Annotated in this window: 19 protein-coding genes; 6 read left to right on the top strand and 13 right to left on the bottom strand. The window is 61.8% G+C overall.

The window, feature by feature from the left end:
* Window positions 1-10: 10 nt before the first annotated feature.
* Entirely contained in the window at window positions 11-946 is a 936-nt protein-coding gene (locus HWW83_RS15565) for a diiron oxygenase (RefSeq protein WP_033642127.1), read from the bottom strand.
* A 13-nt stretch (window positions 947-959) separates the two neighbouring features.
* Window positions 960-1244 carry a 2Fe-2S iron-sulfur cluster-binding protein gene (locus tag HWW83_RS15560; RefSeq protein WP_071845084.1) on the bottom strand — a complete coding sequence of 95 codons (285 nt, stop codon included), beginning with the start codon at window positions 1242-1244 and terminating at the stop codon, window positions 960-962.
* A gap of 354 nt (window positions 1245-1598) precedes the next feature.
* Here HWW83_RS15560 and dacB point away from each other — a divergent pair, with 354 nt between their 5' ends.
* Complete coding sequence (gene dacB / locus HWW83_RS15555; RefSeq protein WP_123061434.1) at window positions 1599-3065, top strand: D-alanyl-D-alanine carboxypeptidase/D-alanyl-D-alanine endopeptidase; 1467 nt, start codon at window positions 1599-1601, stop codon at window positions 3063-3065.
* A gap of 10 nt (window positions 3066-3075) precedes the next feature.
* On the opposite strand, the gene ybaK is transcribed toward dacB, so the two are convergent.
* The 3 genes from ybaK to copA all read right to left on the bottom strand — a co-directional run bounded on the left by ybaK (window position 3076) and on the right by copA (window position 7435).
* Window positions 3076-3555, bottom strand: coding sequence for a Cys-tRNA(Pro)/Cys-tRNA(Cys) deacylase YbaK (gene ybaK / locus HWW83_RS15550; protein WP_004940240.1), 480 nt, complete (start codon window positions 3553-3555; stop codon window positions 3076-3078).
* Between the two features lie 228 nt (window positions 3556-3783).
* Window positions 3784-4590, bottom strand: coding sequence for a TraB/GumN family protein (locus tag HWW83_RS15545; RefSeq protein ID WP_033651122.1), 807 nt, complete (start codon window positions 4588-4590; stop codon window positions 3784-3786).
* A gap of 133 nt (window positions 4591-4723) precedes the next feature.
* A complete protein-coding gene (gene copA / locus HWW83_RS15540; protein WP_033642131.1) occupies window positions 4724-7435 on the bottom strand; it encodes a copper-exporting P-type ATPase CopA in 2712 nt (903 codons plus the stop codon).
* Window positions 7436-7542: 107 nt separating this feature from the next.
* On the opposite strand from copA, the gene cueR reads away from it, so the two are divergent.
* Window positions 7543-7944, top strand: a complete 402-nt coding sequence (cueR, locus tag HWW83_RS15535; RefSeq protein WP_033642132.1) for a Cu(I)-responsive transcriptional regulator — start codon at window positions 7543-7545, stop codon at window positions 7942-7944.
* Here cueR and HWW83_RS15530 read toward each other — a convergent pair.
* Entirely contained in the window at window positions 7941-8402 is a 462-nt protein-coding gene (locus HWW83_RS15530) for an NfeD family protein (protein ID WP_033642133.1), read from the bottom strand. The two genes, cueR and HWW83_RS15530, sit on opposite strands and share 4 nt — an antisense overlap.
* Before the next feature lie 2 nt (window positions 8403-8404).
* Complete coding sequence (locus tag HWW83_RS15525; RefSeq protein ID WP_004940203.1) at window positions 8405-9310, bottom strand: SPFH domain-containing protein; 906 nt, start codon at window positions 9308-9310, stop codon at window positions 8405-8407.
* Window positions 9311-9629: 319 nt separating this feature from the next.
* Here HWW83_RS15525 and cfa point away from each other — a divergent pair, with 319 nt between their 5' ends.
* Window positions 9630-10781: a cyclopropane fatty acyl phospholipid synthase gene (gene cfa, locus HWW83_RS15520; protein ID WP_033642134.1), complete on the top strand. Its 1152-nt coding sequence runs from the start codon at window positions 9630-9632 to the stop codon at window positions 10779-10781.
* A gap of 112 nt (window positions 10782-10893) precedes the next feature.
* Here cfa and HWW83_RS15515 read toward each other — a convergent pair whose 3' ends face one another.
* The 3 genes from HWW83_RS15515 to tesA all read right to left on the bottom strand — a co-directional run bounded on the left by HWW83_RS15515 (window position 10894) and on the right by tesA (window position 13267).
* Complete coding sequence (locus HWW83_RS15515) at window positions 10894-11748, bottom strand: co-chaperone YbbN (protein WP_033642135.1); 855 nt, start codon at window positions 11746-11748, stop codon at window positions 10894-10896.
* Between the two features lie 77 nt (window positions 11749-11825).
* Window positions 11826-12602, bottom strand: a complete 777-nt coding sequence (locus HWW83_RS15510) for an SDR family oxidoreductase (protein WP_004940195.1) — start codon at window positions 12600-12602, stop codon at window positions 11826-11828.
* A 26-nt stretch (window positions 12603-12628) separates the two neighbouring features.
* A complete protein-coding gene (gene tesA / locus HWW83_RS15505; RefSeq protein WP_162472522.1) occupies window positions 12629-13267 on the bottom strand; it encodes a multifunctional acyl-CoA thioesterase I/protease I/lysophospholipase L1 in 639 nt (212 codons plus the stop codon).
* On the opposite strand from tesA, the gene ybbA reads away from it, so the two are divergent.
* The 3 genes from ybbA (at window position 13238) to HWW83_RS15490 (ending at window position 18117) form a co-directional block, all read left to right on the top strand.
* Complete coding sequence (gene ybbA, locus HWW83_RS15500; protein ID WP_004940192.1) at window positions 13238-13924, top strand: putative ABC transporter ATP-binding protein YbbA; 687 nt, start codon at window positions 13238-13240, stop codon at window positions 13922-13924. The genes tesA and ybbA overlap by 30 nt on opposite strands.
* On the top strand, window positions 13921-16353 hold the full coding sequence (gene ybbP / locus HWW83_RS15495) for a putative ABC transporter permease subunit YbbP (RefSeq protein ID WP_176589405.1): 2433 nt from the start codon (window positions 13921-13923) through the stop codon (window positions 16351-16353). The genes ybbA and ybbP overlap by 4 nt, the downstream gene beginning before the upstream one ends.
* A gap of 357 nt (window positions 16354-16710) precedes the next feature.
* Window positions 16711-18117, top strand: a complete 1407-nt coding sequence (locus tag HWW83_RS15490; RefSeq protein WP_033642138.1) for a sugar porter family MFS transporter — start codon at window positions 16711-16713, stop codon at window positions 18115-18117.
* Window positions 18118-18181: 64 nt separating this feature from the next.
* On the opposite strand, the gene purK is transcribed toward HWW83_RS15490, so the two are convergent.
* From purK to HWW83_RS15475, 3 genes are all read right to left on the bottom strand, one after another.
* On the bottom strand, window positions 18182-19249 hold the full coding sequence (gene purK / locus HWW83_RS15485) for a 5-(carboxyamino)imidazole ribonucleotide synthase (protein WP_069100256.1): 1068 nt from the start codon (window positions 19247-19249) through the stop codon (window positions 18182-18184).
* Window positions 19246-19770, bottom strand: coding sequence for a 5-(carboxyamino)imidazole ribonucleotide mutase (gene purE, locus HWW83_RS15480; protein WP_004940188.1), 525 nt, complete (start codon window positions 19768-19770; stop codon window positions 19246-19248). The genes purK and purE overlap by 4 nt, the downstream gene beginning before the upstream one ends.
* A 149-nt stretch (window positions 19771-19919) precedes the next feature.
* A complete protein-coding gene (locus tag HWW83_RS15475; protein WP_033642139.1) occupies window positions 19920-20642 on the bottom strand; it encodes a UDP-2,3-diacylglucosamine diphosphatase in 723 nt (240 codons plus the stop codon).
* Window positions 20643-20648 lie beyond the last annotated feature (6 nt).

The following is a 20648-nucleotide window of genomic DNA, read 5'->3' as shown; positions in this document are numbered from 1 at the left end:
TACCGGTTAATTAGATTTTTGCATGCAGCGCATCGGCGATAGGCAAATCAGCCAGAATGCCCGATTTATTCAGCGCCACCAACATTTGCTCCGTGACGATATTATTGGTTTCCCACGGTTTAACATGCGTTGCTGGATAAGTGTCTGCGATGATGTCGATAATTTCCGCTTCTGTCAGTCCGAGTTGGCGCAACATGCAGGCGCTGAAATCTTTGGCGATAGCGTCGGTTGCGTAGCCTTCCAGGAAAGCCAAAATCGGTTGTTGCAACGCTTGCTTGGTGACCGCGTCGCTGTGGCGCCAGATATGGCTCAGCACCTGCTGTGAGAAGCGGGCATGGCGGCCTTCATCCGCAACGTGATCTTTCATCACCAGATAGAAAGTCGGGAAGATATCTTCGTTGTTGATCACATCGATCAGATCGGTCGTCAGCGCCTGCTCCGACAGGGACACGCAAACCAGTCGCAGCAGCTCGCGCAGCCGTTCGTCGCCCATTGCCAACGATTGCGCCAGGGCATAGGAGGCCTCGGTATCTTTTGGCATCGGCAGCGGCGCAATGGACGTCATCTGCTCTACCTGATTGATCAGATCCAGCGCCACCAGGGCGTGATAGGACTCATCCACGACCACGGTCAGCGCGTCTAAGCGCATTTCAAGCGGAAAGTCTACGCCGACCGCGTTTTTGTAGAGCTTGTAACTGGAATCATTGATGATATCCAACTCGATGTTGGCGATGCCATTCAGGTAATGGTAGAGGGTTTGTACCTGAATATAGCGCAAGGCTTGTTCACCGAGCGCGGCAACGCGCGGATGGAGGCACAGCGGCAGACGTTCGAGGGGGAAGAAAAGGGTTGATTGGCTGTCCTGTTCGTTGAGAAGGCGACGCGGGCGAGAGCGGACAATCGCGGCGCGATCCCATTTTTTCAACGTGGTTTCAATGAGGCTCATCGGTTAATCCTTATTAATAGAGTTCTATTTCAATATCCGATTGTGAATAGGCGCAGCAGGCCAGAATAATATTCTCTTCCAACTCCTCTTCGCATAAGGCACTCTGTTTTTCATGGCGTATATTTCCGCTGATTAGAAGTAATTTGCAACAGCCGCACCTCCCCTTTCGGCATAGGTTGGGAATGTCGATATTTAATCTTTCAAAGTTTTCAAGCAGCGACGTTTCAGGACAAAAGTCACCGATGCCCGCGCCATCAAAAATAACTTGATGACCATCGGGCCCTGTATTTGCAGACATGGCGTGTTATTCCCTATGGAAGTCAGTGAGTGAGATCACATTTTAAAATTCATATAAGTAAATTGTTATTAATAATAGGTTGTGAGTTTTAATGGGGAGTAACGATAGCTTTGGCTTTGTTTATTGTCAACACGACACATTAAAAACATTAACATTATATTAAAGGTTGTTTCACATAATATAGTTCATATTCAAACTTTATTGCCTGGATTGTTTAGCAATTCTTATTATTGCTTGTTTTATAATATTAATAGGCAAAAATCGTTGTTCAGTGAATGGAAAACAGGACGTCGCCGCCTTCCAATGATAGCCTGAGCGACAATTTGGTTTTGATAACGCAAACAGGAAGATGACATGTTGAAAACCGCAGGCTGGCTGCTGCCCGCCATCGTGGCGCTGGCGGGGTGTTCGTCATCCGGCGAACGTCATGGACAAACCCTCAGCCAGGCGCTGGCGGCCCTCGGCCAAGACAAGGCGTTGGTCGGGGCGTCGAACGGCGTGATGGTGCGCGATGCCGACAGCGGCAAAGTGCTGTATCAGGCGCACGCGGAGCAGCGTTTGGCGCCGGCTTCCAACATGAAGATCTTCACTTCTTTGGCGGCGTTCGGCGTGCTGGGGGCGGATTACCGGTTTGAAACCCGGCTGCTGACCGCCGGCGAGCAGCGCGGCGACACGTTGCGGGGAGATCTCTATCTGCAGGGCAGCGGCGATCCGACGCTGCATCCGGACGATCTCGACACCTTCGCCGCGGCGCTGGCGCAGCGCGGCATCCGTCATATACAGGGGCGGTTGTTGCTGGACGCCGGCGCCTTCGATCAAACGCCATTCGGCGCCGGCTGGAGCTGGGACGATGAACCCTTCGCCTTCGCTGCGCCGATCTCGGCGCTGAACTACGCCTTTACCCCCGGCGGCGATATCAACGTGGTGCAGGTGGATGTGCGGCCGGGCGCTCGCGCCGGCGCGCCGGGACGGGCGAGCTTCTATCCCGCCAATGACGCGGTGACGCTGGTCAATCGCACCACCACCGGCAGTGACACCGCGCTGACGTACGAGCGCCGGCCGGGCAGCAACCGGATCGTGGTCAGCGGCACCATCGCCGCACAGCCGGAGGCCAGCTCGCGATTGATTACCGTCGATCAACCGGCCCTCGTCGTCGGCGCTTTATTGCAACATGCTCTGCGCGCGCACGGCATCACCCTGCGCGGCAACGCTGAAGAGGGCGTGACGCCGGCCGGCGCACAGCTGCTGGCGAAAAAAACCTCGCCGCCGCTCTCCCGCCTGGTCGTTACCTTCCTGAAAGTGTCCAATAACGGCTACGGCGAGATATTGACCAAGGCGATGGGCCGCAAGACGCAGGACAAAGGGGATTGGGCCGCCGGCCTTCAGGCGATAAACGGATTTGTGCAAAGCCAGGGCATCGCGGCCGACGCGTATCGCCAGGTGGACGGTTCAGGGCTGTCGCGCATGAACCAGATCACGCCGCAACAGCTGACGACGCTGCTGCTGGCGGCCAGAAAACAGCCGTGGTTCGGCGACTGGTATCGCGCCTTGCCCGTTGCGGGCGAGCCGGGGTTGCTGGTGGGCGGCACGCTGCGTAACCGCATGGTGAAAAGCGCGGCGGCGGGGCGCGCTCACGCCAAGAGCGGTTCCATGACCGGCGTATCGTCGCTCAGCGGCTATGTCGATTCGGCGACCGGGCGGCCGCTGGCGTTCGCCATCATCAGCAATAACTATCTGGTGCCCGGCGCGCAGGTGAAGGCACTGGAGGACCGCCTGGTGGAAACGCTGGCGGCCTGTGACGCCACGGTGGTGTGCCGCTGAGTACGCGGCGTCAGTCGCGTTTGGCGATGTCGGCGAAGCTGCCGGCCAGCAGGCGGCACAGATCGGCGGCGGCCAGCTCAATATCCAGCCCGCGTTTGCCGCCGGAGACGTAGATGGTGGCGAACGCTTGCGCCGGGCTGTCGATCACCGTCGGCAGCCGTTTTTTCTGCCCCAGCGGGCTGATGCCGCCCACCAGATAGCCGGTGACGCGCTGCGCCAGCTGCGGATCGGCCATCTCGGCCTTTTTGGCGCCGAGGGCGCGGGCAACCTTTTTCAGATCCAACTGGGTTGCGACCGGCGTGACCGCCACCGCCAGGTGTTTGGCGTCGCCGTTCAGCGCCACCAGCAAGGTTTTGTAAACCCGATCGGCATCCAGCCCCAGCTTTCTCACCGCCTCATCGCCGAAGTTGGTTTCGTCGCTGTCGTGGTGATAAGGATGGAGGGTGAAGGCGACCTTTTGTTTCTCAAGCAGAACGACTGCGGGCGTCATGATGTGTTGTCCAAAATGTCCCCGGCGGGGAAAGGGTGATAACCAGCCTTAAAAATACAAAAATCCAACCAGCCCGGCAACCTGAGCGGCTGTTACATAAAGCGGGTTGCCAAGATATTCACCGGGTTGCTACCCTGTTTACTGTAACCGTTAACACGGTTGCTATGCGTATAACTAGAATACAAGAAATTCCTCTTTGACTGGCCAATAGCGATATTGGCCACTTTTTTACCCCTGCGGCTGCAGCATCGCCGGCAGGTTATCCTCGCCATACAGGTGCAATGCGCCAACCGCCACCACATAGTCTCCGGCCGGCAGCGCCTCCAGCTGACGCCGCCAGTCGCGATTGCGTTGATGCATCAGCACGTCGTAAAGCCCGGCGCTGAAGGTGGCCGGCAGCGTGTCCAGCGTGCCGCGCGGTTTGGCGTCCAGCCACCAGCTCACCATGGTTTGCAGCAGCCGCGCGTTGGTATGCCAATGCTCCAGCGTATCGCGCAGCAGCGCGATGCCGCCTTCCGGCAGCTGTTCCAGCATCGCCAACTGCTGCTGTGCCCCCTCGAGTTCGATCACCGGTTTGTCCTGCGCTCTGGCGGCCTGCAGCAGCTGATAATCTACGCCGTACTCTGCGCGCAGACCCAGACGCTGGGCCTGCCGCGCCTGCATCATCAGCGCCACCTGCCAGCCGGGCAGGGTGGCGAAGGCGTGCGGATCGGCGCCCAGTTCGTGGCACAGCGCCAGCAGCTGTTGATATTCTTCGGCGGACAGGCGCTGTTCCAGTTCGGGCTGTTGCTCTGCGTGGTCGAAAGGGGAGGCGGTGCCGGTGATATCGGCTTCGACGATCAGCGCGTCGGCCTGTTGCAGCCGGGCGGCCAGCCGGGGCGGCAGCGGCGCCATATCGACGGTGCCCATATGGATGCTGCCCACCAGATGGAGCCGACGCTCGCCCGGCAGAGTGATGTCCAGCGCCGGATAAGCGTAACTTTTGGGCGAGATCAGGCCGAGAAAGGCGGCGAGGCGGCGTAACAGTTGACCCATACGGCGTGGCTCCTGAATAACGGGTGCGCGTTTTCGCGTGCAAGGCGAGGGAAAATCGTCATTCATGCTAAACGCTATCCGCCGCGCAGGGAAGCCCGGAAAACAGCGGGGCGCCTTGACGACGCCCCGGAGCTTACTTCCTGGGTTTAAAACGCAGCAGCCGGTTGGCGTTGCTGACCACGGTAATGGACGACAGCGCCATCGCCGCGCCCGCCACCACCGGGCTGAGCAGCGTGCCGGTCAGCGGATAGAGCACGCCGGCGGCGATCGGAATGCCCAGCGTATTGTAGATAAAGGCGCCGAACAGGTTCTGCTTCATGTTGCGCAGCGTGGCCTTCGACAGTTCCACCGCATCCGCCACCCCGTGCAGGCTGTGACGCATCAGGGTGATGGCGGCGGTCTCGATGGCGATGTCGCTGCCGCCGCCCATCGCGATGCCCACGTCGGCCTGCGCCAGCGCCGGGGCGTCGTTGATGCCGTCGCCGACCATTGCCACGCGTTGGCCCTGCGCCTGCAGCTGTTTGATCGCCGCCGCTTTGCCGTCCGGCAGCACGCCGGCAATCACCCGATCGATACCGGCCTCTTTGGCGATGGCGTTGGCGGTCACCGGGTTGTCGCCGGTCAGCATCACCAGCTGATATCCCTGCTGGTGCAGGCGCTGCAGCGCCGCGACGCTGTCCTCGCGCAGCGGATCGCGAATGGCGAACAGCGCAGCCGGTTTACCGTCAACAGCCAGCAGCACCGGCGTCACGCCGCGTTCGGCCTGGGAGCGCATCGGCGCCTCCAGTTCGTCGGCCGCGACCTGATGTTGTTTCAGCAGCGCGGCGTTGCCCAGCAGCACCTGCACGCCGTCGATCTCCCCGCTGACGCCGGCGCCGCGCAGGGTGCGGAACTGCGCCACCTGCGGCAGCGTTTGCCCGGCGGCGCGTTCCATGATGGCGCGCGCCAGCGGGTGGTTGGAGCCTTGTTCCAGCGCGGCGGCCCAGCCGAGCGCCTGCTGTTCGCTGACCTGATTGAAGGTCAGGATCTCCACCACCTGCGGTTTCCCTTCGGTCAGGGTGCCGGTTTTATCGAACACCAGGGTATCCAACTGGCTGGCCTGCTGCAGGGCGTCGGCGTCGCGCACCAGCACGCCGAATTCCGCCGCGCGGCCCACGCCGGAGATGATCGACATCGGCGTCGCCAATCCCAACGCACATGGGCAGGCGATGATCAGCACCGTGGTGGCGATCACCAGCGTATAGACCAGCTGCGGCTGCGGGCCAAAGAAGTACCACACCGCTGCGCTGAACAGGGCGATCGCCACCACCGCCGGCACGAACACCGCCGAGACGCGGTCGGCCAACTGGCCAATCGCCGGCTTACTGCTCTGCGCTTGACGCACCAGTTTGATGATGCGCGCCAGCGTGGTTTGGCTGCCGATGGCGGCGGCGCGGAACAGCACGCTGCCGTCGTCGACTACCGTCCCGGCATGCACCGTGTCGCCGGGGCCTTTTTGCTGCGGCACCGCTTCGCCGGTCAGCATCGCTTCATCGAGCCAGACTTCGCCCTGCACGATTTCACCGTCGACCGGCACGCGATCGCCGGTGGTCAGCCGCAGCGTCATGCCGAGCTGCACCTCCGCCAGCGGAATATCGCGCTCGCCGTCGTCAGTCACCAGCCGCGCGGTGGGCGGCGTCAGATCGAGCAGCCGCTCCAGCGCCTGCGAAGAACGCTGGCGGGCGCGCTGTTCCAGCGCATGGCCGAGGTTGATCAAACCGATGATCATCGCGCTGGCCTCGTAATAGAGGTGACGCGCCTCCATCGGGAAGAAATCGGGCCAAATGTTGACGGCGATCGAATAGAGCCAGGCGGCGCCGGTGCCGAGCGCCACCAGGGTATCCATGGTGGCGCTGCCGTTCATCAATGCGCGCCAGGCGTTGCGGTAGAAGTGCCCGCCGGCGAACACCATCACCGCCAGGGTAATGACGCCGACCAGCAGCCAGGGGCGCTGGGTTTCCGGCGTCAGCGTCATGCTGCCGCCGAACAGCCCCCAGGCCATCAGTGGGATACCCAACGCCAGCCCCAGCGCCGCCTGCCAGCTAAAGCGCTTCATGTTGGCGCGTGCGGTCTGTTGCTGACGTTCGCGGCGTTCGGTTTCGTCCTGAATCATCTCGGCGCCGTAGCCGGCTTTTTCCACCGCCGCCACCAGCGCCTGCGCATCGGCGGCGCCGGTCACCAGCGCGCTGCGCTCCGCCAGGTTGACGCGCGCATGCTCCACGCCGGGAACGCTTTGCAGCGCCTGCTGCACCTTATTGACGCAGCTGGCGCAGGTCATGCCGCTGAGCAGCAGCTGTACGCTGTCGTCCGCGCTGTCGGTTGCCGGAAGAGAAGGCTGCGCCGCTGGCTGAACGTCCGGCAACGAAGGTGTTGCGTCAGTCAACGGCTCAGTTTTTGGGACGACGGCGCCCGCCACGCTGGCGTGATAACCGGCATGTTCCACCGCGGCGATCAGCGCCTGCGGATCGGCATCGCCGTACACTTTCGCGTTGTCGATCTCGACGTCGGCGGCGAACACCCCCGGCACCGCTTCCAGCGCCTTGCGGGTGCTGCCGACGCAGTGCATGCAGCTCAGGCCGCTCAGCTGTAATTCGGTGTCGGCGCGCGGCGCGACTTCTGCCTGATAACCGGCGGCGATCACGCTGTCGATCAGCGCGCTGTCCGGCGCTTCGCCGGTCACTTTGGCGTAATGGACGTTAACCTCCGCCTGTTCGACATCGCTGCGGCTTTCCAGGGCTTTTTTCACCCGCTGCGCGCAGTTCATGCAGGACAACCCCTGCAATGCCAGCATAGTGGTGTGTGACATGATTGAACTCCTTGCGTAGAGGCGGTGTTTAAAGGTTGACCGCCGGACCTGTTTTCACTAAGAATGGAGCTTAAACCTTCCAGCAAGGGTAAGGTCAAGGAGGGAAAGTGAATATTAGCGACGTCGCGAAAAAAACCGGTTTAACCAGCAAGACGATTCGTTTTTACGAAGAGAAAGCGTTGATTACCGCTCCGATCCGCAGCGACAACGGTTACCGCCACTATTCCGCCAAGCATGTCGACGAGCTGACGCTGCTGCGTCAGGCGCGGCAGGTGGGCTTCAACCTGGACGAGTGCCGCGAGCTGGTAGCGTTGTTCAACGATCCGGCCCGCCACAGCGCCGACGTGAAGGCGCGCACGCTGCAGAAGGTGGCGGAGATCGAAAAGCACATCAGCGAGCTGGGAAACATGCGCCAGCGCCTGTTGACGCTGGCGGAACAATGCCCGGGCGACGAGGGGGCGGAGTGCCCCATCATCAATAACCTGGCGGGGTGTTGTCGTTCTAATTAACGGCTGATGGCGCGGATCACCAGCGTGACCCCTTCCACCGCCACCACTTCCACTTCGGTGCCGGCGGGCAGATCTTCCGCCGCCTGCGCGCGCCAGCTGCTGTCACCGATATTAATGCGCCCCATGCCGTTGTGCATCGGCTCCGTCAGCGTGGCGCGGGTGCCGATCAACTGACGGTTGCGCTGGTTGAGCACCGGCGAACCGCCGGATGCGGCCGCCGGGCGGCGACGCAGCCAGTACCACCACAGATAGGCGACGACGACGGTCAGGACGGCGAAGATCACGCCTTGCCATTCCCAGGAAAGCGGTGGCAGCAGCCAGATCAAGGCGCCGACCAACAGCGCCGCCACGCCGCTCCACAGCAGGTAGCCGCCGGCGCCGAGCATTTCCGCCGCCAGCAACACGCCCCCGAGGGAGAGCCAGAACCACAGCGGATTCGCCGCGATCAGTTCGAGCATGATTATTTGCCTTTGCTTTCTTTCAGCAGTTCGGTAATGCCGCCGATCGAGCCGAGCAGGCTGCTGGCGTCCAGCGGCATCATCACCACCTTGCTGTTGTTGGAGGAACCGATCTTCTGCAGCGCGTCGGTGTATTTCTGCGCCACGAAGTAGTTCACCGCCTGAATGTTGCCGCTGGCGATGGCGTCGGACACCAGCTGGGTGGCGCGCGCCTCGGCCTCGGCGGCGCGTTCACGCGCTTCCGCCTGCAGGAACGCCGACTGGCGTTCGCCCTCGGCCTTCAGGATCTGCGATTGTTTCTCCCCTTCGGCGCGCAGAATGGCCGCCTGACGCACCCCTTCCGCCTCCAGGATGTCGGCGCGCTTAGTGCGCTCGGCCTTCATCTGGGCGTTCATCGAGGCGATCAGTTCCGCCGGCGGCCGCACGTCGCGGATCTCGATACGGGTGATTTTCACCCCCCAAGGGTTGGTCGCTTCATCGACGATGTGCAACAGGCGGCTGTTGATGCTGTCGCGCTGCGACAGCATTTCGTCCAGCTCCATCGAGCCGAGCACGGTGCGGAAGTTGGTCATGGTCAGGTTGACGATCGCCTGTTCGAGGTTGCTGACCTCGTAGGCGGCGCGCGCCGGATCGACCACCTGGATAAAGCACACCGCGTCGATGGCGACGTTGGCGTTATCGCGGGAAATCACCTCTTGGGAAGGGATGTCCAGCACCTGCTCCATCATGTTGATTTTGCGGCCGATGCGGTCCATGAACGGCACCACCAGGTTCAGGCCCGGCATCAGCGTTTTGGTATAGCGGCCGAAGCGTTCTACCGTCCATTGGAACCCCTGCGGCACAATTTTGACGCCGGCGAACACCACAATCAGCGCGACGACGATCACGATGGGAATAAAAGTAAGCATGCAAACCTCCTGTCAGACATATGTAAACAGATATTACGACAGCGCCGGAAAAATGCCTACTGATACCGCGACTTAATCCAGGGCGCTGACGCAACCCGCGAGCGGTGGATCCCGCGTCTGGAACAGAGTGTTGTCACGACAAGTGTGGCACAGCTGAAAAATAAGTATGCCTAAATGGCATGATTTCAATAATTTTTATTCATTTCATGATGTTGCTCGCCTTGGCTAGAGTAAAAACACCCCCGTGTTTACCGTCAAAAATTTGTCATTTTCATTTGCGACTATGCTTTTTGAAATGACATTTCGGCCAAGGATTGTTATGGATTCGCTCAGTGTTGATGAACTCGCCCAGAAGAACGATCGCTGGTATCGCATTGTGGAGGAGATGTTGGCGGAAGCCGGCGTCGCCATCAACGGCCCGCGCGCCTGGGATATCCGGGTGCATAACCCGGCGCTGTTCAAACGCATTTTGCAGGAAGGCTCGCTCGGCTTCGGCGAAAGCTATATGGACGGCTGGTGGGAGTGCGAACGGCTGGACATGCTGTTCACCCGCATTCTGCAGGCCGGCGTCGATGAACGGCTGCCGAAAAGCCTGAGCGACATCGCGCGCATCGCCTATGCCCGGCTGTTCAATCGCCAATCGCGCAAGCGCGCCTGGCAGGTGGGCAAAGAGCACTACGACATCGGCAACGACCTGTTTCGGGCGATGCTCGATCCTTATATGCAATACTCCTGCGGCTACTGGAAAGAGGCGCAGACGCTGGAGCAGGCGCAGCAGGCCAAGCTCAGGATGATCTGCGAAAAACTGCAGTTGAAACCGGGCATGACGCTGCTGGATATCGGCTGCGGCTGGGGCGGATTGGCGCAGTTTGCGGCGCAAAACTACGGCGTCTCGGTGCACGGTGTGACCATTTCCGCCGAGCAGCAGAAGCTGGCGCAGGAACGCTGCGCTGGGCTGGACGTCGAGATCTTGCTGCAGGATTACCGCGATCTGGATCGCCAGTTCGATCGCATCGTGTCGGTCGGCATGTTCGAGCACGTCGGGCCGAAAAACTATGAGACCTATTTTAGCGTCGCGGCGCGCAACCTGAAGCCCGACGGTCTGTTCCTGCTGCACACCATCGGTTCCAATCAGACCGATCTCAACGTTGACGCCTGGATAGACAAATACATCTTCCCCAACGGCTGCCTGCCTTCGGTGCGGCATATCGCCGAGGCCAGCGAAGGGCGTTTCGTGATGGAGGATTGGCACAACTTTGGCGCCGATTACGATCGCACGCTGATGGCCTGGCTGGAGAATTTCAAACGGGCGTGGCCGGATCTGATGGGCGGTTATTCCGAGCGCTTCGAACGCATGTTCACCTATTACCTGAACGCCTGCGCCGGCGCGTTCCGTTCGCGCAACATTCAGCTGTGGCAGGTGTTGTTCAGCCCGGCGGGCGTGGAGGGCGGGGTGCGGGTCTATCGCTAATCCCCGTCATATTTCAAGCTGGCTGCACGTTCGAGCCCTGGTCGCTTAGTTATCTAAGCGCCCAGGGCTTCTCACATTTGCCGCCTGGATGCAGCTTCAAGTATGACGGATATCAGTACAGCAGGGAGTACAGCTGGCGGCGATATTTAGCGGCCAGCGCGTCTCCGGTGCCGAGCGCGGCCAGAATGTCCATCAGGGTTTTGCGCGCGCTGCCGTTGGCGGCGGCCAGATCTTTCTTCAGATGCCCCATCAGCAGTTCCAGCGCTTCTTCGTTACGCCCGACCTGATGCAGTTGCAGCGCCAGCTGCACCGCCAGTTCGACGTTGTCCGGCTGCTGCTGCACCTGCTGTTGCAGCTGTTGGATTTCCGGCGTGTCCGCCGCCTGCTTCAACAATTCAATCTGCGCCACCAGACCTTGATAGCGGGTATCGCGATCCTGCAGCGGGATGGTCGCCAGCACCGCTTCAGCGTCTTCGCTGCGGCTGAGCGCGATCTGAGTTTCGGCCAGCGTCAGGCCGATGTCGCTGCGCTGTTGGCTGCTCTGCCAGGCGTCTTTCAGCAGCGGCAGCGCTTCGGCGGCGTTGCCGGCGGCCAGCAGCTCCTGCGCCTGTGCCAGTTTCAGATCTTCTTCCTTCGGCAGGAAACGCTGCAGCAAATCGCGGATCGCTTCTTCCGGCTGCGGGCCCTGGAAGCCGTCGACCGGCTGACCGTCTTTGAACAGGTAGACCGTCGGAATAGAACGCAGCCCGAATTGCGAGGCGATCATCTGTTCGGCGTCGCAGTCCACCTTGGCCAGAATGAACTGACCGGCGTATTCCGCCGCCAGCTTGTCCAGCACCGGCGTGAGCTGCAGGCAGTGTTGGCTGCGCTCGGACCAGAAGTAGAACAGCACCGGTGTGGACATCGATTGTTCCAGCGTCTGGTGCAGGTTAGTTTCGTTAATATCAACAACAGCTTGAGCTAGCATCTTTTTTCTCTCTGATCGTGCGGAGCCATGGGGTGTAGATGGGGGCGCGCCGCCATTCTTCAACCCCGTCGGGCGAATTAAGCGTTGCTGCGCAGCAGCCAATCCAGACAGCGGCCCGGCAAAATGCGGCGCAGCACGCTCATCGCGTGCGCCAGCAGGGTGACCGGATAGCGCAGTTTGGCGCGCGGGCTTTCCAGCGCGTGGCGCAGTTTGGGCAGAATGGCCTCCGGCGGCAGCGTCAGGCGCTTGGCGATGCCGGGATTGTGCACCGGTTTGTCGCTCTGCGCCTGGTTGACGTTCTGGCTAAAGTGGGTGGAGATCGGCCCCGGTTCGATCAGGCTGACCTGAATGCCGCTGCCGTGCAGCTCCATGCGCAGCGCGTCCGACCAGGCTTCCAGCGCGAACTTGCTGGCGGCGTAGGCGCCGCGCCCGGCGCTGGAGACCAGGCCCATCACCGAGCTGGTCTGAATAATGCGCCCTTCGCCGTGCGGCAACATCGCGGGCAACAACAGCTGGGTCAGTTGGTGGGTACCGAACAGGTTGGTGGCGAACTGCCGTTCCAGCTGGCTGCGCGAAATGCGGCTGAGCGGGCCGTAAACGCCGAAACCGCCGTTATTGAACAGACCGTACAGCCGGCCGTCGGTCAGCGCGATCACCTCGGCGGCGGCGCGCTCGACGCTGGCGCTGTCGTCCAGATCCAGCTCGATGCCTTCCAGCCCGAGCTGGCGCATGTTTTCCACGTCCTGCGGCTTGCGGCAGGCGGCCAGCACCCGGTAGCCGCGGTTGCGCAGATCCTGCGCCGCAATCAAGCCAATCCCGCTGGAACAGCCGGTTATCAATACCGCTTTTTGCATAACTTTACCTAGTGTACGACCCTAATTTAGTGAGACTCATGCTTTACTAGAGGCTCCAGGCGCTCCGCCATCCAGGTGGCGATAAACGGCTGGGCGTCCCCATTGGGGTGCAATCCGTCATCCTGCATCCATTCCGGCTTCACCACCACCTGTTCCATATAGAACGGCAGCAGCGGAATGTTGAACTGCTTGGCCAGTGCCGGGTAGACGGCGCCGAACGCTTCAGTATAGCGGCGGCCGTAGTTCGGCGGGATGCGGATCTGCATCAGCAGCGGCTGCGCGCCGGCCTGCTGCACCAACGTGATGATTTGGCCGAGATCGCGCTGTACGTCCTGCGCCGGGAAGCCGCGCAGGCCGTCGTTGGCGCCCAGCTCGATCAGCACCCAGCGCGGCTGATGCTGTTTCAGCAGCGCGGGCAGACGCGCCAGCCCCTGCGCGGCGGTGTCGCCGCTGATGCTGGCGTTGACCAGCTGCGGCGCACCCGGTTTTTTCTGCCACTGTTCGGCCAACAGCGTCGGCCACGCCCGCTCGATCGGCAGGCGGTAACCGGCGCTTAAACTGTCGCCTAAAATCAACAAGGTATCGGCGGCGGCAGCGCGTAAACTGAATAATCCCAACAGCAAAAGGAAGGGAAGATGCCAGCGGAAAACGTTCTTGAAGTTCATCATCTTAGTAAACACGTTGGTCAGGGTGAGCATCAGCTCACCATCCTTACCGGAGTCGAGCTGCTTGTCAAACCCGCGCAGACGATCGCCCTGATCGGCGAATCCGGATCGGGGAAATCGACCTTGCTGGGCATTTTGGCCGGGCTGGATGACGGCAGCGAAGGCGAGGTGCGCTTGCTCGGCGAGTCGCTGACCGCGCTGGACGAAGAGGGGCGCGCCGCGCTGCGCGCCAGGAATGTCGGCTTCGTGTTTCAGTCGTTCATGCTGGTGCCGACGCTGAACGCGCTGGAGAACGTGCAACTGCCGGCGCTGTTGCGCGGCGAGAGCGACAGACAGAGCCGCGAGCAGGCGGTGCAGCTGCTCGAGCAGTTGGGGCTGGGGAAACGGCTCGATCACCTGCCGGCGCAGCTGTCCGGCGGCGAGCAGCAGCGCGTGGCGCTGGCGCGCGCCTTCAGCGGCCGACCGCGGGTGCTGTTCGCCGATGAACCGACCGGCAACCTCGATCGTCAGACCGGCGATCGCATCGCCGACCTGCTGTTTTCCCTCAACCGCGATTTTGACACCACCCTGATCCTGGTGACCCATGACGAAACCCTGGCGGCGCGCTGCCAGCGGCGGCTGCGGCTGCGCGAAGGCAAGCTGTGGGAGGAAGCATGATCTGGCGCTGGTTCTGGCGCGAATGGCGCTCGCCGTCGCTGCTGATCGTGTGGCTGGCGCTGACGCTCTCCGTCGCCTGCGTGCTGGCGCTGGGCAGCATCAGCGATCGCATGGACAAAGGGCTCAGCCAGCAGAGCCGCGATTTTATCGCCGGCGATCGGGTGCTGCGCAGCGCGCATCCGGTGCCGGAAGGCTGGCTGCTGGACGCGCAGCAACAAGGGCTGAAGGTGAGCCGTCAGCTGTCGTTCACCACCATGACCTATGCCGGCGATCGGCCGCAGCTGGCGGACGTGAAAGCCATCGATTTGGCCTATCCGCTGTACGGCAAGCTGGAAACGCGCCCGGCCAACATCCAGCCCGAACCGGGCAGCGTGCTGGTGGCGCCGCGTTTGCTGGCGCTGCTGAACGTGAAAGTGGGGGATTCGCTGGAGGTGGGCGACACCACGCTGCGCATCGCCGGTGAAATCATTCAGGAGCCGGACGCCGGTTTCAATCCATTCCAGACCGCGCCGCGCATCATGATCAACCTGGCGGACGTCGATAAGACCGGCGCAGTGCAGCCGGGCAGCCGCCTGACCTATCGTTACATGTTCGCCGGCGCCGAGCCGGATATTCAGCGTTACGAAGAACGGCTGACGCCGCAGTTGACGCCGGATCAGCGCTGGTTCGGGCTGCAGGAATCCGGCAGCGCGCTGGGCAAGTCGCTGCAGCGCTCCCAACAGTTCCTGCTGTTGTCGGCCCTGCTGACGCTGCTGTTGTCGATCGCCGCCGTGGCGGTGGCGATGAGCCACTATTGCCGCAGCCGCTACGATCTGATCGCGGTGCTGAAAACCCTTGGCGCCGGGCGCGGCGCGCTGCGCAAATTGATCGTCGGCCAGTGGCTGGCGGTGATGGCGCTGGCGGCGGTGTGCGGCGGGGCGATCGGGCTGGCGTTCGAGGCGCTGTTGATTCGCCTGCTGAAGCCGGTGTTGCCGGCCGCGTTGCCCGCCGCCGGCGTCTGGCCGTGGCTGTGGGCGCTCGGTGCGCTGGTGCTGATTTCGCTGCTGGTCGGGTTGCGGCCGTATCGCCAGTTGCTGGCCACCCAGCCGCTGCGGGTGCTGCGTCGCGATGTGGCGGCCAACGTCTGGCCGCTGCGCTACTTCCTGCCGGTGACGGCCGCGATCGTGGTCGCGTTGTTGGTGTTGCTGATGGGAGCCAGCACGTTGCTGTGGGCGATCCTGGCGGGCATGGCGGTGCTGGCGCTGCTGCTGGGCGGTATAGGGTGGGGCAGCCTGCTGCTGTTGCGCCGCATCACGCTCAAGAGTCTGGCGCTGCGGCTGGCGGTCAACCGCCTGCTGCATCAGCCGTGGGTGACCATCAGCCAGTTGGCGGCGTTCTCGCTGTCGTTCATGCTGTTGGCGCTGCTGTTGGTGCTGCGCGGCGATCTGCTCGAACGCTGGCAGCAACAGCTGCCGCCGGACAGCCCGAACTATTTCCTGCTCAACATGACCGAGGCGCAGGTGCCGCAGGTGAAAACCTTCCTGCAGCAGCACCAGATCAAACCGGAAACCTATTACCCGATCGTCCGGGTGCGCCTGACCGAGATAAACCAGCAGGTGGCGACCGAACGGGTGCATGAGGACGATCCGGGCGGCGAGGCGGTGAACCGTGAGCTGAACCTGACCTGGCTGGCCGAAATGCCGGATCACAATCCGTTGGTGGCGGGCAATTGGCCGCCGAAAAGCGGCGAAGTCTCGATGGATGAAGGCATTGCCGGGCGGCTGAAGATCAAGCTGGGCGACACGCTGACCTTCAGCGGCGATACCCAGGCGTTCAGCGCCAAGGTCACCAGTCTGCGCCAGGTGGATTGGGAAAGCCTGAAGCCGAACTTTTACTTTATCTTCCCGCCGGGCGCGCTGGACGGCCAGCCGCAGACCTGGCTCACCAGCTTCCGCTACGACGGCGATGGCCGGATGTTGACCCAGCTCAACCGCCAGTTCCCAACGCTCAGCCTGCTGGACATCGGCGCGATCCTGAAACAGGTCGGCGGCGTGCTGCAACAGGTCAGCCGCGCGCTGGAGGTGATGGTGGTGCTGGTGGTGCTGTGCGGCGGCCTGCTGCTGCTGGCGCAGGTGCAGGTCGGCATGCGTCAGCGGCGGCAGGAGCTGGTGGTCTATCGCACGCTGGGCGCCGGTAAACGGCTGCTGCGCCGCACGCTGTGGTGCGAGTTTGCCCTGCTGGGGCTGGTGGCGGGCATCGCGGCGGCGGTGGGGGCCGAGGCGGCGCTGTGGCTGCTACAAAGCCGGGTGTTCGACTTCCCGTGGACGCCGACGCCGGTGCTGTGGTGGGCGCTGCCGCTGGCCAGCGCGCTGCTGCTGTCGCTGTGCGGCGGCTGGCTGGGCGTGCGCTTGCTGCGCGGCCGGGCGCTGTTCCGCAGTTATGATGGCTGATCTGGCGATCGCAGGCCCGTTGCCGCCAAGCGTGGCCGGGCCTGCCGATTTTCTTTCGCGCGTCACTGGCGCAATTCCTCTTCATGCCCATTCATTGTGAAATCGATTACATTTATGTCATATCGATACGTTTGCCATTGGTCATCGGTGTAGCGGATAGTTGGCTGACTTCGCCTGTTTTACGCATTGATTTAGAGGGTTACGCATGTATTAAGTGAATTCATCCGCCATAAAAAACGGCCTAAAAAGATTTAATGGAATGTAACCGTTTTCACTAATGTGATCGCACTCACTTATCTCCGACGCATTGCCTCCTATCATGTCGCACACTGATGACCGTTTTCTCCTGGAGGCTGTATGAGCGATACCGTCAAAGTGACACCGGCGGAGAAAAGCCCGACTCATGTCGGCATGACTTTTTTCGTCTGTTTTTTAGCCGCCTTGGCCGGCCTGCTGTTCGGTCTTGATATCGGCGTGATCGCCGGCGCCCTGCCGTTTATTACCGATACTTTTCAGATCACCAGCTCTCAGCAGGAGTGGGTGGTCAGCTCAATGATGTTTGGCGCCGCCGTCGGCGCCATCGGCAGCGGCTGGATGAACTTCCGGCTGGGGCGCAAATACAGTTTGATGATCGGCGCAATCCTCTTCGTGGCGGGATCGCTGTGTTCTGCGTTCGCTCCCAACGTGGAGGTGTTGATCGTTTCACGTATTCTGCTGGGATTGGCGGTGGGGATCGCTTCTTATACCGCGCCGATTTATCTTTCTGAAATCGCGCCGGAGAAAATCCGCGGCAGCATGATCTCGATGTATCAATTGATGATCACCATCGGCATTCTGGCCGCTTACCTGTCTGATACGGCATTCAGCTATACCGGCGCCTGGCGCTGGATGTTGGGCGTCATCACCATCCCGGCCGGGCTGTTGTTGGTCGGCGTGTTCTTTTTGCCTGACAGCCCGCGGTGGTTGGCCTCGCGTAATCGCCATGAGCAAGCGCGTCAGGTGTTGGAGAAGCTGCGCGACAGCAGTGCCCAGGCGCAGTATGAGCTGAATGAAATTCGTGAAAGCCTCAAACTGAAGCAAAGCGGTTGGGCGTTGTTCAAAGGCAATAAAAATTTCCGCCGCGCGGTTTTCCTTGGCATTCTTCTTCAGGTGATGCAGCAGTTTACCGGGATGAACGTCACCATGTATTACGCGCCGAAGATTTTCGGTCTGGCGGGCTTCGCCAGTACGGAACAGCAGATGTGGGGCACGGTGATCGTCGGTCTGGTCAACGTGCTGGCCACCTTTATCGCTATTGGGCTGGTTGACCGCTGGGGCCGCAAGCCCACTTTGATCCTTGGGTTTATCGTGATGGCCGTCGGCATGGGGGCGCTGGGCACCATGATGAACATCGGCATGAACTCGGCGGCGGAGCAATATTTCGCCATCGTCATGCTGCTGATGTTTATCGTCGGCTTTGCCATGAGCGCCGGCCCGCTGATTTGGGTGCTGTGCTCAGAGATCCAGCCATTGAAAGGCCGCGATTTCGGCATCACCTGTTCCACCGCCACTAACTGGATAGCCAATATGATCGTGGGGGCGACGTTCCTGACCATGCTGAATTCGTTGGGCAGCGCTCACACCTTTTGGGTTTACGCGGGGCTTAACGTGCTGTTTGTTTTCATCACGCTGGCGCTGATCCCGGAAACCAAAAATATTTCACTGGAACACATTGAGCGCAATCTGATGGCCGGCAAACCGTTGCGTAATATCGGCTCGCGTTGATCTTTGCGGCAATAAAAAAGGCTCAGCCTGGGCTGAACCTTCTTCTTTTCGGCGGTGTAAACCGTTAAGCCAGCTTCTGCTGTGCCCAGGCCAGCCCGCTTTGGTATTCGCCCGGCAGCAGCGGCGCCAGCGCCTGCAGCGCCTGATGCAGATCGGCGGCGCTCGGGTCGTTCAGATTGAGGTGGCCGACCTTGCGGCCCGGGCGCACCTCTTTCTCATACCAGTGCAGATGCACCAGCGGCAGCGACAGCCACTGTTCGTTGACGGCGGTGCCGATCAGGTTGACCATCACCGACGGTGTGCTCACCACCGGCTGCGGCAGCGGCAGGCCGAGGATGGCGCGCAGGTGCAGCTCGAACTGGCTGATGGATGCGCCGTTTTGCGTCCAGTGGCCGCTGTTGTGCACGCGCGGCGCCAGTTCGTTGATCAACAGCCGATCGCCGACGATAAAGCATTCCATCGCCATCACGCCGACGTAGTTCAGCTCGTTCAGGATCGCCGCCAGCATCTGCTCGGCCTGTTGCTGCAGCGCCGGATTGGGCTGCGGCAGCGCCACGCTGGCGCGCAGGATGCCGTCTTCATGCAGGTTGTGGGTCAGCGGGTAGAAGACCGAACGGCCGTCGTGGCCGCGCGCGCCCACCAGCGACACTTCGCCGGAGAAATTGATGCCTTGCTCGACGATGCACTCGCCATAGGCATCGGCCGGCAGTTCGGCTTCCTGCCCCGGACGCAAGCGCCACTGGCCGCGGCCGTCATAGCCGCCGACCCGGCGTTTGACGATCGCCAGCTCGCCCAGCGCAGCGAACACCTGCGGCCATTCGGCGGCGCTCGCCAGCAGCTGCCACGGCGCGGTCGCCAGGCCGAGTTGATCGAGCAGCTGCTTTTGCGTCAGGCGATCCGCCAAACGCGGGAAGATGTCACGGTTGACGAAGGCGCTGTGAGTCGCCAGTTCGCGCGTCAGCGCGGTTTCCGGCCAGCGTTCAATCTCGGCGGTAATGACGCTGTTCTGATACGGCACCGCCTCGGGTTCAGCATCGATGCCGACAGGGTAGACGGCGATGCCCAGCGGTTCGCCGGCCTGGCGCAGCATGCGCCCCAGTTGGCCGTTGCCCAGTACGCAAACCGGCTTCATGCGTCCTCCCGCGGATCGGGGTGGTTCAAAACGTCTTCAGTCTGCGCCTGACGCCAGTCCGCCAAACGCTGCGCCAGCGCGGCGTCGTGCAGCGCCAGGATCTGCATCGCCAGCAGCCCGGCGTTGGCGGCGCCGGCTTTGCCGATCGCCAGCGTCCCCACCGGAATGCCGCGCGGCATCTGCACGATGGAGTAGAGGCTGTCCACGCCGCTCAGCGCGGCGCTTTGCACCGGCACACCCAGCACCGGCACCAGCGTTTTCGCCGCCAGCATGCCCGGCAGATGCGCGGCACCGCCGGCGCCGGCGATGATCACGTCAAAGCCGTTGGCGGCAGCCTGCTCGGCGAAGCTGAACAGCTTGTCCGGCGTGCGGTGAGCGGAAACGACTTCGACATGGAAGGGGACATCGAGCTGGGTCAGGACTTCGGCGGCGAACTGCATGGTGGCCCAGTCACTTTTCGATCCCATTACAATTGCGATTTTAGCCCCGGCATTGGCGGCTGAAGCGGCGTTGGCTCCCATGGGTGTAAGGCTCCTGTGATTTGTCTGGCGTCGGCTGAGGGCCGAATGAGGGCGTAGAGCATACCATGAGCGCACGGCGAGGAAAACGGTTGCGTCGCCGGTTTTCACCGGCGAAAGCGCGAATTTTCACCCGCGCGCCAGTGCGGAACTCAGAACGGGAATTGGATCAGCTCGACGGCGTCGGCGCTGACTTTGATCATCGATCCTTCGACGTGCCAGGCGCCCAGCACCGCGCGATGGGCTTCGCCGTTGCTCAACGCCAGCCGATGCACCGCCGGGCGATGGGTATGGCCGTGGATCATCCAGTGCACATCGTGGCGCAGCATCGTTTGCTCGACCGCCTGCGGGTTGACGTCCATGATGGCGTCCGACTTGTACTGGTTGGATTGCTGGCTGCGGGCGCGCATCTTGGCGGCGATCTTCAGTCGCCAGCGCAGCGGCAGCGCGAGGAATAGTTTTTGAATCAGCGGGTTGTGCACTTTACGGCGGAATTGCTGATAGGCTTGATCGTCGGTGCACAGGGTGTCGCCGTGCAGGATCAGGATCCTGCGGCCGTACAGCTCCAGCACTTTTTCTTCCGGCAGCAGCTGCATGCCGCTGGCGCGGGCGAAGCGCTTGCCGAGCAGAAAATCGCGGTTGCCGTGGATGAAATAGCAGGGCACGCCGGCCTGTTGCAGCGCTTTCAGCGCCGCGGCGATCTCCGCGTGCAGCGGCTCGGGATCGTCGTCGCCGATCCAGGCTTCAAACAGGTCGCCGAGGATGTACAGCGCGTCGGCATGCACCGCTTCGCGCCGTAAAAAACGCAGAAAACCGGCAGTGATTGCCGGTTCCTGTGCGCACAAGTGCAGATCTGCGATGAACAGCGTACTCATGCAGCC

It is taken from the genome of Serratia ureilytica (genome assembly GCF_013375155.1).
Taxonomy (GTDB): Bacteria; Pseudomonadota; Gammaproteobacteria; order Enterobacterales; family Enterobacteriaceae; genus Serratia; species Serratia ureilytica.
This window is presented reverse-complemented; position numbering and strand designations above follow the sequence as displayed.